9 protein-coding genes are annotated in these 14,533 nt (G+C 61.5%); 7 read left to right on the top strand and 2 right to left on the bottom strand.

Annotated elements, in window-relative coordinates; translation table 11 throughout:
• Together BM035_RS09055 and BM035_RS09050 are read left to right on the top strand one after the other, a co-directional pair.
• Window positions 1–1,068 (top strand): efflux RND transporter periplasmic adaptor subunit, encoded by a 1,068-nt coding sequence (locus tag BM035_RS09055; protein WP_092031253.1) that lies wholly within the window; start codon window positions 1–3, stop codon window positions 1,066–1,068.
• Window positions 1,065–4,295, top strand: coding sequence for an efflux RND transporter permease subunit (locus tag BM035_RS09050; RefSeq protein WP_092031252.1), 3,231 nt, complete (start codon window positions 1,065–1,067; stop codon window positions 4,293–4,295). Before BM035_RS09055 ends, BM035_RS09050 begins: the two co-directional genes overlap by 4 nt.
• 10 nt (window positions 4,296–4,305) lie before the next feature.
• On the opposite strand, the gene BM035_RS09045 is transcribed toward BM035_RS09050, so the two are convergent.
• Together BM035_RS09045 and BM035_RS09040 are read right to left on the bottom strand one after the other, a co-directional pair.
• Window positions 4,306–5,361 carry a GGDEF domain-containing protein gene (locus BM035_RS09045; protein ID WP_092031250.1) on the bottom strand — a complete coding sequence of 352 codons (1,056 nt, stop codon included), beginning with the start codon at window positions 5,359–5,361 and terminating at the stop codon, window positions 4,306–4,308.
• A 119-nt stretch (window positions 5,362–5,480) separates the two neighbouring features.
• Window positions 5,481–5,930: a potassium channel family protein gene (locus BM035_RS09040; protein ID WP_014579117.1), complete on the bottom strand. Its 450-nt coding sequence runs from the start codon at window positions 5,928–5,930 to the stop codon at window positions 5,481–5,483.
• A gap of 153 nt (window positions 5,931–6,083) precedes the next feature.
• Between BM035_RS09040 and BM035_RS09035 the strand changes: the two genes are divergently transcribed.
• From BM035_RS09035 to BM035_RS09015, 5 genes are read left to right on the top strand one after another with little or no spacing between them, the layout of a single operon-like run.
• The gene (locus BM035_RS09035) at window positions 6,084–7,322 is read left to right on the top strand and encodes an efflux RND transporter periplasmic adaptor subunit (RefSeq protein WP_092031249.1); all 1,239 of its coding nucleotides are present in this window, start codon (window positions 6,084–6,086) and stop codon (window positions 7,320–7,322) included.
• A complete protein-coding gene (locus BM035_RS09030) occupies window positions 7,319–10,480 on the top strand; it encodes an efflux RND transporter permease subunit (protein ID WP_092031247.1) in 3,162 nt (1,053 codons plus the stop codon). The genes BM035_RS09035 and BM035_RS09030 overlap by 4 nt, the downstream gene beginning before the upstream one ends.
• Before the next feature lie 10 nt (window positions 10,481–10,490).
• Window positions 10,491–11,174, top strand: coding sequence for an ABC transporter ATP-binding protein (locus BM035_RS09025; RefSeq protein ID WP_092031246.1), 684 nt, complete (start codon window positions 10,491–10,493; stop codon window positions 11,172–11,174).
• A gap of 7 nt (window positions 11,175–11,181) precedes the next feature.
• A complete protein-coding gene (locus tag BM035_RS09020; RefSeq protein ID WP_092031244.1) occupies window positions 11,182–13,452 on the top strand; it encodes an FtsX-like permease family protein in 2,271 nt (756 codons plus the stop codon).
• Complete coding sequence (locus BM035_RS09015; protein ID WP_092031243.1) at window positions 13,449–14,528, top strand: lipocalin-like domain-containing protein; 1,080 nt, start codon at window positions 13,449–13,451, stop codon at window positions 14,526–14,528. Before BM035_RS09020 ends, BM035_RS09015 begins: the two co-directional genes overlap by 4 nt.
• The last annotated feature ends 5 nt before the right edge of the window (window positions 14,529–14,533 follow it).

The following is a 14,533-nucleotide window of genomic DNA, read 5'->3' as shown; positions in this document are numbered from 1 at the left end:
ATGGGTCGGCTGGTCGCTGCAGGCGTGATGGTCTCCCTGGCGTTGCTGTCCGCGATGGCTCAGGCCCAAAGCAGTGAACGGGCGTTGATGTCAGAAACGGTCGAGCGCAGCCTGTTGCAGGAGACAGTGCATCTTGACGGCGTCATCGAAGCGGTACAGCAAAGTACGGTGTCCGCCCAGACCAGCGGTACTGTCCGGAGTCTCCCCTTCGATGTTGATGATTCCGTGGCTGCCGGCGACCTGATTGTCCAGCTGGAGGACAGTGAACAGCGGTCCCGTCTGCGCCAGGCCGAGGCCGGGCTTGAGGAGGCCGAGGCGGCATTGGCGGATGCTGGGCAGCGCTTTGAGCGTATTGAAGCGGTACACGAGCGTGGCCTTGTGTCCCGGCAGGAATTCGACCAGGCCCGCAACAACCTTGCCGCTGCCAGGGCCCGGGTCGAACGCGCCCGGGCTTCGGTTTCAGAGGCGCAGGAGCAACTCTCCTATACCCGTGTGCTGGCACCCTACGGTGGCATTCTTACCGAACGACATGTCGAAGTCGGAGAAGCCGTCAACCCTGGCCAGCCGCTGCTCAGCGGCTTGTCCCTGGAGCAGCTCCGGGTTGTGGTGGATCTTCCCCAGAAGTATGCCGAACTGGCCCGCATGGAGCGTCAGGCCCAGGTCACCCTGGCTGATGGCCGGGTGCTGGAAACCGGTGAGATGACCTTCTACCCCTATGCCGATCCGCAAACTCACACCTTCCGTCTGCGGATGCGGCTGAGTGAGCCCAATGGCTCGCTGTTTCCCGGCATGCTGGTGAAGGTCAGTGTGCCGGTTGCCAGCCGTGAGACCCTGTGGATTCCGTTCAGCAGCCTGATCCAGCGCAGCGAGCTCCGGGCGGTGTTTGTGCTCGATGATCAGGATCAGCCCAGGCTGAGGCAGGTTCGCACTGGCGTGCGGGACAATGGCCGGCTGGAGGTTCTTGCGGGCCTGAGCGAGGGCGAGCGGGTAGTTACAAACCCGTCTGTCCTGGTGGGCAGCGAGCGCCTGAATCCGCTTGAAAGAACGGGCGAGGAGTCGAACCCGTGAGCCGTGATTTGCCGCCTGTTGGCCCCTCCGGCGCCATTGCCCGAGTCTTCCAGGACAACCACCTGACACCGTTGCTGGCCATTCTGGCGATCATTCTTGGCGTGCTGGCTGTGGTGGTCACACCCAAAGAGGAAGAACCCCAGATTGACGTCACCATGGCCGATATCATGGTGGCGTTTCCGGGCGCCAGCACCCGGGAGGTGGAAAGCGCGATCGCCACGCCGGCCGAACAGGTGATGAGCGAGATCAAGGGCGTCGAGCATGTCTATTCCGTGTCCCGCCAGGGCCAGGCGGTGATCACGGTGCAGTTCGAGGTGGGCATCCCGCGGCAGGAAGCCCTGGTCAGGCTCTACAATCAGGTGTATTCCAACCAGGACTGGTTGCCGCCCAACCTGGGCGCTGCCCAGCCGGTGGTCAAGCCCAAGGGCATTGATGATGTCCCGGTGATGACACTCACTCTCTATGATCCGGTCAACGGGCATACGGGGGAGGAACTGACTCGCCTGGCGCACATGCTGGAAGTCGCCCTGAAACGGGTCCCCGGCACCCGGGATGTCTATACCACCGGCGGGATCCCGGATCGGGTCGATATCCGGTTCGATCCGGCGTTGCTGGCGGGGTTCAACCTCACCATCGATGACATCCGGAACGCCCTGATGGCGGCCAACACCAGCAGCCAGGAGGCACGGATTGCCCGGGACAACCTGTCGATACCGGTCCAGGCCGGAACGCTGTTGGAAACCGTGGAGGATGTCCGGCGCCTTGTTGTGGGCATGCACAATGGCTCCGCGGTGTACCTGGAGGACGTGGCGCAGGTCCGCCGGGGAGGCACCGTGGCGGACCAGAGTGTAATGACCGGATTCGGGCCGGCCCGGGAAGCCGGCGTGGCTGGCCAGCCCGGCGAGGTTTATCCGGCGGTTACCCTGGCCATCGCCAAGAAGCCGGGCGAGAACGCCATCAATATCACCACGGCCATTGAAGAGCGTCTGGACCAGCTGCGCAACCGGGCCCTGCCGGAATCGGTGGAAGTGCTGGTCACCCGGGACTATGGCGTAACCGCCTCCCAGAAAGCCCGAAAACTGATTACCGATCTGATCTCCGCCACTTTGTGCGTTGTGCTGCTAGTGCTGGCGGCCATGGGCTGGCGCCAGGCCCTGATTGTCGGCATCGCGGTTCTGATTACCCTGCTGCTGACCCTGGTGTTCTCCTGGGCATGGGGATTTACCCTGAACCGGGTGTCCCTGTTCGCGCTGATATTCTCCATCGGCATCCTGGTGGACGACGGCATCGTCATCACCGAGAACATCAATCGCCGGATCCAGAACTCCCGTCGTGCGGTCAAGGACATCATCCCGGTGGCCGTGGATGAAGTGGGCACGCCTACCATCATGGCCAGTCTCACCATCATGGCGGCGCTGATCCCGATGGCGTTTGTCAGTGGCCTGATGGGCCCCTACATGAGCCCGATTCCGATCAATGCCTCCGCGGGTATGGTGCTGTCCCAGATTGTCGCCTTCGTGGTGGCCCCATGGCTGGCCTTCAGGCTTCTCAAACACAAGAAGGGGGAGCAGGCTGCCGAAGCCGAGGAGGCGTCCAGCTCTGCGGAAGGCGTCAGCCCGTTATCCCTGCGAATTTTCCGGACCGTGCTCGGGCCATTTCTGGGTGATCATCCCTGGCGCCGCCGTTTGCTGGCACTGGGGGTGGTGGGTCTTACCCTCGTGGCTTCGTCATTGCCGGTGTTCCAGGCGGTGATCCTGAAGATGCTGCCGTTCGACAACAAGTCGGAACTGCAGGTTGTGGTCGACATGCCCGAGCGCACGCCCATGGAACAGACCCAGCGGGTGTTGCTGGATATGGGCAGCTACCTGGAAACGGTGGACGAAGTAACCAACTGGCAAACCTTCGCCGGCACCGCCTCACCCATCAATTTCAATGGCCTGGTTCGTCAGTATTACCTGCGTGGCGATCCCTACCACGGGGATATACAGATCAATCTCATGGATGAGGAGAGTCGGGACCGGTCGTCCCATACGATTGCACAATCCCTCCGGGACCCACTGACCGAAATCGGTGACCGGTACGGAGCCAGTGTGAAGATTGTCGAAGTGCCGCCCGGGCCGCCGGTACTGTCACCCGTGGTGGCCGAGATCTATGCGGTGGATGAAACCCGCCGGGCAGAGCTGGCCCGGCAAGTGGCCGAAGGCATGACCAGCGTCGATGGCCTGGTGGATATCGACACCACCCTGGAGGCACCCACACGGCAGTGGGAAGTGGTGGTGGATCGGGACCGTGCGGCACGGCTCGGTGTTTCCCAGGCCCAAGTGGTCGGTGCCCTGCAGACCGCCCTGGGGGGAACCGGGGTCAGCTTCCTGCATGATGATCATGCCAAATACCCTGTTCCGATACGGGTGATTCTAGGTGAAGGCGACAAGGCCCAGCCATCGGTGCTGTTATCGCTGAAGGTGCGGAGCCGCAGCGGCGCACTGGTTCCTCTGGCAAGCATTGCGGACGTACACGAAGCCGACTGGATGGGGGCGATCTACCACAAGGATCTGCTACCGGTAACCTACGTGACAGCAGACATGGCGGGGGAGATCGATTCGCCGCTGTACGGCATGTTTGCCATGGTCGAGCGCCTGAACCAGCAAGCGGGGGCCCCGGAGCAGTATTTCATCGACCAGCCCCCATTGCCGGAAAAGGGCACGCTCAAATGGGACGGCGAATGGCAGATTACCTACGAAACCTTCCGGGACATGGGCGCGGCTTACAGCGTGGGTGTGTTCATGATCTTCGTTCTGCTGGTGGCGCAGTTCCGTTCCTATATTCTGCCGCTGGTGATCATGGCGCCCATCCCGCTGACCCTGATCGGCATCATGCCCGGCCATGCGCTGCTGGGGCGCGAGTTCACGGCCACCAGCATGATTGGCATGATTGCCCTGGCCGGGATCATCGTGCGCAACTCGATCCTGCTGGTGGTGTTTATCCGGCAGCTCATTGAGGAGGGTGTCGAGCTTGATGAGGCGGTGGTTCTGGCGGGCGCGGTGCGCATCAAACCCATCGCGTTGACGGCGATCTCGGCGATGGTGGGTGCTTACTTTATTCTGAACGATCCGATTTTTAACGGCCTGGCGATATCGCTGGTATTTGGCCTGGCCATGTCCACCTTGTTGACCGTTCTGGTGGTGCCATTGCTTTATTACACACTGGCGCGTTGCAAGTGGGTGTGAGCTAAATTGATTACGCCTGGCAGGGAATCAGGGCGCTGTCGGAGCTGATGATGCGGTTACGTCCGGAATCCTTGGCGTGATAGAGGTGCTGGTCGGCCCGGCCGATCAGGCTGCGCAGATCGCCACCGTCCGGACCAAACTGGGCAATGCCGCCGCTGATAGTCAGGCCAATGGATTGGTCCTGATAGGGCACGGGGTGAGATTCAATCGCACCCCGGATCTTGTCTGCCACCCGATGAGCCTGGTCTGCGGTCGTGTTGGTGAGCAGAATGGCGAACTCCTCGCCACCCAGCCGGGTAGCCAGATCGGTTGCTCTGAGCGAAGCGCGCAGGGTGCTGGCGACATGCCTGAGCGCCAGGTCTCCGGCCTCGTGACCATGCTGATCATTAACCTGTTTGAAATGGTCCAGATCCAGTACCAGCACGGATAGTGGGGTTCCGTTACGGAGGCTGCGTTTGCGCTCCTGTTCAAACACATCGCTGAGGCGCGCCCGGTTGGCGAGGCCGGTGAGTGCGTCAGTTTGGGCCATTTTAAGCAGGCGTGATTCGGATTGCTCCCGAGTGATCTCGTAAATGTGAGAGAACGCGAGGATGGTCAGTGACATCAGCCCCATATTGGCAATTGGAAGGGGCTGTATCATGTCCGGAGCATCCTGGTATTTGAAAAAGAAGATCACGGCTGCCGTGCCCATGAACACGGCAGATACCAGCAGGCCCAGGCGCCGGCCCATCAGAAGGTGGGAAAGGATGGGAATCAACAGGACCCAGGCGAAGACCGTGGTGGTTGCCCGGGGTGATGTGAGTGCGAACATCATGGTGATGCAGAACGGCAGGATAAAGGCGAGAATCCAGCGTTCCAGGTGTCTCGTGTTGCCAATGGCCCAGAGGATGAAAACCGAGTAGCAGGCCATGCCAAGCTCGGCAAAGGCCAGGGGGTAATTCTCTCTCTGGACGTTGAGGGTAAAAAACAGCAGGCCGCTGATGGCGGTAAAGATCAGCAGCGTCTTCAGTACCGCTTTGCGGTAAGGACGGGCAAGGTGCTTCTGTGATTCCCTGTAGCTTTCCATGGGTCTGGTCTGAATGTCCGGCGCTCTGGGGCGATATGTACAAAGACAGTGCACATGCCGCAAGATCCGGGTATTAGATCAGAATCTATGCAAAGTAACCGTCGATCTTAGACTAAAGTCTAGCGGGTGGGCCAGTAACGCTGCATTTCCACGAACAGGAAGGAGGCGCTCCAGGTGATCAGAACCAGCCCGGAAAGCGCTTCTATGCCGGTGAGGAAACGCAGTATGCCGAAGGGTTCGACATCCCCGTAGCCGACGGTGGTAAATGTGGTGAAGGAGAAGTAGACGCAGTCCAGGATGCTGCCGCTGAAATTGCCGCCAAGTTCGCCCCAGCCCTCGGCATGGTGCATGAGATAAAAAGCACCGGCAAAGATCCAGACTTGCAGGGTGTGTGCGGCGAGAACGCCGAATACGGCGGCAATCAACCGGAACCGATGGCTCTGCCGCATTTTCGACAGGAGTCCACTCAAATTAATCAGTACTTCGTGGTGGATCAGGACCACGACGGCAACGATCAACCCGTTGATCAGCGTTGCGTTCAGGAGATTGACATGATGTTCTACTGCCAAGACAGATACTCTCCGTTGCCATGAATGGAGGATACACCGCGTAAAATTGACGCAGGACCCAGGCTTGTCCGATCCGAAAACGAGCCTTGATTGTATAGTAGTCTGAACCGAACAGCCCGAAGGGCTTTATTTACCTTAGCTGGCCTGCAAGTAATGTCCAAACGACTCATTCCCGTATTGATTCTCGCCGTCGGTATCGCCGGTTTCATGATTCTCAAGATGACCCGCCCGGAGCCTGCAGAGGTCAGTGCCACCGAGCGTAGTTGGCGCGTTCAGGTTCAGCAGATTGAGCCGGGTACCCACACGCCGGTTTTGCCCCTTTACGGAGAGGTTCTTGCGCCTGAGCAACTGACGGTGACCGCCACCCTGGCGGGCCGTATCGGTGCCAGACCGGTAACGGAGGGGCAGCGTGTCAGTCAGGGAGAGCTTCTGGTGGCTCTGGATGAGGCCGATATCCAACCCGCCCTGGCTCAGGCCGAGGCTCAGGTAAACGATCTGAAAGCCCAGATCCGATCAGAGCAGGTGCGCTACCGGAATGACCAGGCAGCGCTGGCCAGCGAGCAGGCGATTCTCGAGAACGCCCGCCGACAGCTCGAGCGCACCAGATCGCTGGTTAGCCGGAACCTGGCCTCCCGCGAAGCGCTGGAGGCGGCTACCGATGCTGCCGCACGAGCCGAGCTGACGGTGAATACCCGGCAGCGCGCGATTGAAGAGCACCCGGCTCGGCTGCAGAGCCTCGAAGCAAAATTGGCCCAGGCCGAGGCAAACCAGCTCAGCACGCGGCGGGATGCCGAACGAGCCCGTATGGTTGCGCCTTTCGACGGCATGGTGACCGATATCCGGGTTGCCGAGGGAGATCAGGTAAGCCGAAACGAACCGCTGCTGTCGCTCTATCCCGTGGATGGTCTTGAACTCAGGGCCCGGGTCCCGGAGATGTTCCGTGGCGAGCTCCTGGATGCGCTGGCCCGCGGGGAAACCCTGACGGCCACCAGCGAGGGGGATCAGCACCGGTTCCGGCTCACCCGCTTCGCCGGCACCAGCGATGCCTCCGGTACTGAAGCCATTCTTGAACTTGAGGGCGAGGCCGGGGGAATACGGCCGGGGGGCCTGTTGCCCGTGACCCTGGAGCGGGCCGCCCGCAGCAATACCGTGTCGATTCCGTTCAGCGCCCTCTACGGTGCCGACAGCGTCTACCTGATGTCCTCAGATGGCCGGATGGAGCGCGCCCGGATCGAGCGCATTGGCGAAGCCCGGGGTAGCAATGGCGAGCGTCGCCTTCTGGTGTCTGGCGAAGCCCTGGTGTCTGGCGCGCAACTGATCACCACACACCTGCCCAATGCGGTGACCGGCCTCAAGGTGGATGTCGCGGATTTTGGAGCTTCGGCACAATGAGGCGGAAAAAGGGCGTCATCGGTTTTTTTGTTCACCATCGGGTCGCTGCCAACCTGGTGATGCTGGTCATGCTACTGGGTGGCGTACTGGCACTCACCCGCATGAATATCCAGTTTTTCCCGACCTTTGCCCTGGACGTGGTCAGTGTCCGCGTGGTCTGGAGTGGGGCCTCCGCCGAGGACGTCGAGCAGGGCATCACGAACCCCCTTGAGCAGCGACTGCGAAGCGTCGATGGTCTGAAGAAAATGACCTCCACCTCGGCCCAGAGTGTCTCGTCCATCACGCTTGAGTTCGAGGAGGGCACCAACCCGATCCAGGCCCTGGATGACGTGCGCCAGCAGGTGGACGAATTCACCAACTTCCCGGCCGAGGCGGAGGAGCCCCAGGTCACCCGGATTGAGCGTTATGAACCGGTGGCCCGGTTGCTGGTTTATGGGGATGTCGATCGCAGTGAGTTGCGGCAGATGGCGTACCGGTTTGAAGATGAACTGCTCCAGCGCGGCATTGACCGGGTGTCGATCCGGGGCCTGCCGGAACAGCAGATCAGCATTGATGTACCGGTGGAGCGGCTCGAGACACTGGGGCTTTCACTGGAGCAGATAGCCGAACGTGTGGCGGCCATTTCCCGCGACCTGCCCGCCGGCATGATGGCGCAGCAGGACGCCACCCGGGAATTGCGCGCGGTTGAGCAGCGACGCAGCCCGCAGGAATTTGAAAACATTCCGGTGCTCAGTGGTGAGCGGGTTCAGCTCCATCTTGGCGATGTCGCCATCATTCGTCAGGAGGCCCGTGAGAGCCAGGTAACGCTGGAAAAGGACGGCAAGCCGGCGGTTGAGCTGCAGTTGCAGCGATCGGAAAACGGCAATTCGCTGGAAGCGGCCAAAGTCCTGGAAAACTGGCTGACGGATACTCGGCCGGTGCTGCCGCCAACGGTGGAACTGGAGGTGTACGATGAGACCTGGCAACTGCTGGATGATCGTATTTCCCTGCTGGTGAAAAACGGTCTGGGCGGTCTGGTGCTGGTGATCTGTCTGTTGTACCTGTTTCTGCCGGGTCGGGTGGCCCTGTGGGTGGCCGTCGGGATCCCCACTGCCTTTCTGGCGGCCATGGCAGTGCTCTGGCTGATCGGTGGTTCCATCAACATGATTTCCCTGTTTGCACTGATCATGGCACTGGGGGTGATCGTCGACGATGCCATTGTGGTGGGCGAGGATGCCGATGCCCATGCCCGGATGGGGGAGGAGTCTATTTATGCCTCGGAAGGTGCGGCCAAGCGCATGGTCTGGCCGGTACTGGCCTCGTCGTTAACCACCGTTGCGGCCTTCATGCCCCTGTTGGTGGTGGGCGGAGTCATCGGCAATATCCTGGGTGATATCCCACTGGTGATGATCTGTGTTCTGGTCGCCTCGCTGCTTGAGTGTTTTATCGTGTTGCCCGCGCACCTGCGCCATGCCTTTGTACCCCGGCGCAAGAAAAAATCTCAGGCGTCGGAGCCGAAAAAGCCGGGCCCAATTGAACGTTTCCGGCAGGGCTTTGAACAGCGGTTCGACCGGTTCCGGGAAGGCCGGTTCCGGCGCTTCTCCCGATACAGTCTTCAGCATCGAGGCGCCACGGTCGCCAGTGCCCTGGCCCTGGCCATCGTGACCATCGGCCTGCTGGCCGGCGGTCGGCTGGGTTTCAACTTCTTCCCGACACCAGAGCCCTCGGTTTTCTATGCCAACGCAAGCTTTGTGGCCGGGACCGATCGCGGCACGGTGGATGATTTCCTGACCCAGATGCAGACGACGCTCAATGAGACTGAAGAAGCCCTGGGTGGCGATTTCATCCTTCACGCCGTAACGACACGGGGTGCAACCCAGGGCGCCGAGGGCAGTTCCCGAAGTGGTGACGAACTGGGCTCAATGATGATCGAACTGGTGCCTTCCGACCGCCGTTCGGTGCGTAACCCGGAATTCATCACCGAGTGGCGCAGCCGGCTGGAGACCCCCGCCGGGCTGGACAACCTGACGATTTCCGAGCGCCAGGCCGGGCCTCCTGGCCGCGACGTTAACGTGCGGCTGACCGGTGAGAACGCTGAACGCCTCAAGCAGGCCGCCGACGAGTTGGGCCAGGCCCTGTCGACGCTGCCTGGCGTGCTTGATGTGGAAGATGACATGCCCTGGGGGCGTGAGCAGCTGATTTACCAGGTGAGTGCCTATGGTGAAGCATTGGGGCTGACCACGTCGGACCTGGGTCGCCAGCTCCGGGCGGCCTTTGATGGCCGTATTGCCCAGATCTACCAGGATGGCCGGGATGAAGTGGAAGTTCGTGTCCAATTGCCACAGGATCAGCGCGAGCGGCTTTCGACCCTGTCTCGTATCACGATCCGGGTTCCGGACGGTCGTTTTGTGCCCCTGACCCAGGTTATGAACCTGGATCACCGGCAGGGTTTTCAGGCCCTGCGACACGCTGAAGGGCGACTGGCCGTTGAGGTTACGTCCGGGCTGAACACCCGGGTCAGCACCACCGATCAGATCCTCACCAGCCTTGAGGCCGAGGCCCTCCCCGACATCGCCAGTCGTTATAACGTGCGTTACAGCTTCGAGGGCCGGGCGGCCGACCAGCGGGAAACCCTGGGTGATATGCAAACCGGCCTGGTTATCGGTCTGGCGCTTATGTACGTGGTGCTGGCCTGGGTGTTTGCGTCCTGGAGCCTGCCCCTGATTGTCATGGCCATCATTCCCTTTGCCCTGGTGGGCGCATTGTTGGGCCACTGGCTGATGGGGCTGCAGCTGACCATTCTCTCCCTGTTTGGCCTGTTCGGTCTGTCCGGGATTGTGGTCAATAACGCGATCATCCTCGTAGCCTTCTATAACCAGCAGCGGAAAAAAGGGCTGGACATCACGGATGCGCTCAACGAAGCGGCGGTACAGCGGGTTCGGGCAGTGATGCTGACATCGCTGACAACGATCGGTGGTCTGCTGCCCCTGTTGTTCGAGACGTCCCTGCAGGCCCAGTTCCTGATTCCCATGGCCACGTCCATCGCGTTTGGTCTGGGGCTTTCGACCCTTCTGGTGTTGCTGGTGGTTCCTGCCTTGCTTTCTTGGCTGGAGCAATTCCGGGAATGGCGCGCACGGCGGCATGGCGAGATGGCAGAGCCGATCGGGGCGCCCGAGTGACAGGACAAGCATGGTGGATTCTTTGCTATCGGCCCGAGGCCTGAACAAGCAGTTTCGCAGCGGCGATGAGCCGGTGCCGGTGCTTACCGATTTCTCGTTGCAACTCGGTGCGGGTGAATCGCTGGCGCTGACAGGCCGATCGGGGTCCGGCAAAAGCACCCTGTTGAACATCCTGTGCGGCCTGGAAAGGCCCGATTCAGGCACTGTTCAGGTGCTCGGAGAAACATTTGATGCCCGGTCAACGGAGGCCGCAAGCAAGGCCGACGCTCGCTGGGGCGGTCTACGCCGACAACAGATCGGTGTGGTGTTCCAGGAAGCCAATCTGATGCCTGCCCTGTCGCTGCTGGATAATGTGCGTTTTCGGGCCCGGCTTGCCGGTCAACCCGAGGACGATTGCCGGGACTGGCTGGAGCGACTGGGCATTGGCGAGCTTGCGGACCGCTTTCCGGATCAGGTGTCCGGCGGGCAGCGCCAGCGTGCCTCGCTTGCCATGGTCTTTGCCATGAAGCCGGCCCTGATTCTTGCCGATGAACCAACCGGCAGTCTTGACCGGCATACCGCCGAGGCGGTGATCGGGCAGCTTTTCGAGCTGCAGGCCCGTCACGGTTGCGGACTGATCCTCGCCACCCACGATCCCGAACTGGCGACCCGCTGCAGCCAGCACCTGGATCTGGGCCATCTCCCGGAAACCTGAGCCCGCGATGACTCTTCCGGCCGCCCTGTTCAGCCACTACCGTCGCCATCCTCTCCAGTTGCTGGCCCTGGCCGCCATGATTGTGCTTGCCACTATGCTCTGGACGGGCGTCCATCATCTCACCAGCCAGGCCCGGGCCAGTCTCGACCAGAGCGAGTCGGCGGTGGCCGAGCGCCAGCAGGTGGCTCGCACAGATGGTAGCCCCGTAACTGTGGACGACTTCGTGGAGCTGCGTCGAGCCGGGCTTTGTGTCATGCCCTGGCTGGAGGTCTCCGAGCCGGAAGGCGGTCGAGTCGTGGGTGTCGACCCTCTGGCAGCGGGCTGCTTCCAGGCCCCCGGCGGGCAGGAGTCGCCCTGGGACGGGGAGCTGGATGGCCGGCCTTTTGTCGATATCAGTGAAGCGGCGGAGCTGGCCCGTGAGCAGGGCAGCGAATTGTCGCTGCTGGTATCCGATGACCACAGCAAGGCCGATCTACCACCCGGCTATCAGCTGGTGCCGTTCAGCGTTGGCCCGGCTACCGGTGAACTGGGTGACAGTTTCCTGTTGAATCTGGATGCCCTCGGGGTCCTGGTTCTCCTCATTACCGCTTTGCTGGTGCGAAGTGTTTACCTGCTCGGCCTGGCCCAACGTCGCGACAGCTTTGCCCTGTTGCATCGGTTTGGCGTTCCCCATGGCCGGGTGAACCGCTTGCTGGTTGTCGAGATCCTCTTGCTGGCTGCGGTTTGTGTCCTGCCCGGAATCTGGCTTGGCCGCTGGTTGGCGGCTGGTCTGGGCAGCGGCTTCGGGCAGGCGCTTGAAGGGCTCTTCGATCAGCCGTTATACGCAGGCCAGGGCGGGAGCTGGCTGGTGCCGCTTGTCACCATGATGGCCGTGATTCTGGTTGCCTGTCTGGCGGATTTCCTCCGGCCAATTTTCCGGGGGCTTGGGGGAGGCAACCGCCGATACGGCGGCCTGGTGTTGTTGGTTCTGGTCGCAGGCCTCGCCTTGACGGTTTGGGTCACCTATCTGCTCTGGCTTTTCATTGCCGTGGCCATGGTATTCGTGGCGGCGGGAATTCTCGCGCCCAGGCTGATTGCCTCGCTTGCAGACTGGCGGTCCGGCCACGACAGGGATCTGCAGGCACGCTGGCGCCATCGGGAGCTTGCCGTGCTGGCTCGTCGCCTGGCCTTGCCATTGGTAGCCCTGCAGTTCGCCATGGCGATGGTCCTTGCGGTGCAGGCACTGGTTACGACTTTTGAAAGTACGTTTGACCGGTGGCTGGCGCAGAGACTGGAAGCGGACTATTACGTCGAAGTCCCGGAATCAGCAGATGCTGCCCTGGCTCTCGACTGGCTCGCTGAACAGCCGGGGCTCTCTGCTTCCGGGCTGTGGCACCGGGTCATTCGTGGCCGGGCAACCCTGCCGGGCGGCGAGGATGAGGAAGAAACGAGGGTAGACGTCTTTGCCATCGGTCCCGTTGGCCCACTGGTGACCGGTTGGGAGTTGTTTGAATCAGCGCCGCAGCCCTGGCAGCGACTGCAACAGGGCCAGGGCGTGATGGTGAATGAACAGCTGGCGCGCCGGCAGGATATAGCGGTCGGCCAGACATTGACGGTACTTTTCGGAAGCCAGTCCTTCGAATTTCCCGTGCTGGCTATCTATCCGGATTATGGGCGTCCTGCCGGCGAGATCCTGATTCATCCTTCGGTTCTGCCGGCGGATTTCACCACCGGCTTTCAGAGCCTGTCGGTATCGCCAGGCAATCTCTCCATCGAGGAGGTGACCAATGGGCTAAAGCAGGTCTGGCAGGTTGATTCGTTGACGGTCCGGGACAACCGGGCGATTGAGGAGCTTGCCTCCGCCATTTTCGACCAGACCTTTCTGCTGACCCGGGCCATGACCACCCTGACACTCATCCTGTCGGCCATCGCCCTGCTGATGATGGGCTGGGTCTTTTTCTCGACCCGTGCCTGGTATTTCCGGCTGCTTGTGGTGTGGGGGCTGTCACGAAGGCAGGCTTCGGCCCAACTGGTCCGGTTGTCAGTGTCGTTGACCGGTGCCATTGCCCTGCTGGCCCTGCCATTGGGTGTCTGGCTGACCTGGGTGCTGGTGCATCGGATCAATCCCATCGCGTTTGGCTGGTCCCTGCCCATGGCCGTCTATCCGGGGTTCTGGCTGGAGCTTGGTGTGCTCAGCATGCTGATCGGTCTCAGCATCGCCTTACTGATGAGCCGCCAGTTGAAATCGCCGACGGTCGCACCCGTAAACGCCAATGCCCTGGCAGGAGGTGAACGATGAGGCGCTGGATCTTCCTCTGGTTCGCCGTGGTTCTGGCTGGCTGTTCGGAGCCACAGCAAGAGACAGGCTTTGCCGGACTGGCCGGCATCGCGGATAACGAATCCGGTGTGCCCTTTCTGCAGCCCGGGCCGGGAGACCGGCTGTCGTTTCCCGAGGATTATGGCCCCCACCCGCAGCACCGGATCGAATGGTGGTACCTGACCGCCAATTTGAAGACAGAGGATGGCGAGCCCCTTGGCCTGCAATGGACCCAGTTCCGCCAAGCAATCGAGCCGAGGCCGGCAGACGCTGAGCCTCCGGATGCAAATAACTGGCCTTTGGAAGCCGCCTGGATGGCTCACGCCGCAGTAAGCTTTGATACCCGGCACTACTTCGCAGAGAAGCTGGCCCGGGGAGACGTTGGCCACGCCGGAGCCCGGGCAGAGCCGATCGCCGTGTGGCTGGACGACTGGCAGCTTGAGGCTGAACCCGGGCAGAGTTCATGGCGGTTGCAGGTCGCGGCGGATAACTGGTCCTACGATTTGACCCTGAGCATCACCGGAAAGCCCGTAGCCCATGGCGATCAGGGTTTCAGCGCCAAATCCGCCGATGGCGAGGGTTCCATGTATTTCAGCCTGGTGGACCTTCAGATCGACGGCAGGGTCACCCTGGGCGATCAGACGTTGGACGTAAGTGGGAAGGGTTGGTTTGACCGGGAGTGGAGCAGCCAGTTTCTGAAATCCGGCCAGCAGGGCTGGGACTGGTTTGCGTTGCACCTGGATTCGGGCGACAAACTGATGGCTTTCCAGCTCAGGGAAGAAGACGGTGGCTTTCGTGCCGGAACCTGGATTCCGGCTGATGGCAAGCCGATCGCCCTTGGCGCCGATCAGCTCAGCCTGAGGCCATTAACTGAAAGCGACGGTTATCCCCGTGCATGGCGTCTGGAAGTGCCAGACTTTGGCCTGAACCTGGAGGTGGCTGCGCCAGCGGGGGACTATCGAAACAACGGGCTCTACCCGTACTGGGAGAGCCCGGTGTCAGTATCCGGCAGCCATGGTGGCGTGGGCTATATGGAGCTGACCGGATACGGCGAGTGAACTGC

This window comes from Marinobacter sp. DSM 26671, from assembly GCF_900112835.1.
In the GTDB taxonomy this organism is placed as follows: domain Bacteria; phylum Pseudomonadota; class Gammaproteobacteria; order Pseudomonadales; family Oleiphilaceae; genus Marinobacter; species Marinobacter flavimaris.
This window is presented reverse-complemented; position numbering and strand designations above follow the sequence as displayed.

Coding starts and splice junctions, on each gene's coding strand:
- BM035_RS09030 (WP_092031247.1), top strand. CDS start 7,319: ATGAGGCGGAAAAAGGGCGTCATCGGTTTTTTTGTTCACCATCGGGTC.
- BM035_RS09025 (WP_092031246.1), top strand. CDS start 10,491: ATGGTGGATTCTTTGCTATCGGCCCGAGGCCTGAACAAGCAGTTTCGC.
- BM035_RS09045 (WP_092031250.1), bottom strand. CDS start 5,361: ATGGAAAGCTACAGGGAATCACAGAAGCACCTTGCCCGTCCTTACCGC.
- BM035_RS09035 (WP_092031249.1), top strand. CDS start 6,084: ATGTCCAAACGACTCATTCCCGTATTGATTCTCGCCGTCGGTATCGCC.
- BM035_RS09020 (WP_092031244.1), top strand. CDS start 11,182: ATGACTCTTCCGGCCGCCCTGTTCAGCCACTACCGTCGCCATCCTCTC.
- BM035_RS09015 (WP_092031243.1), top strand. CDS start 13,449: ATGAGGCGCTGGATCTTCCTCTGGTTCGCCGTGGTTCTGGCTGGCTGT.
- BM035_RS09055 (WP_092031253.1), top strand. CDS start 1: ATGGGTCGGCTGGTCGCTGCAGGCGTGATGGTCTCCCTGGCGTTGCTG.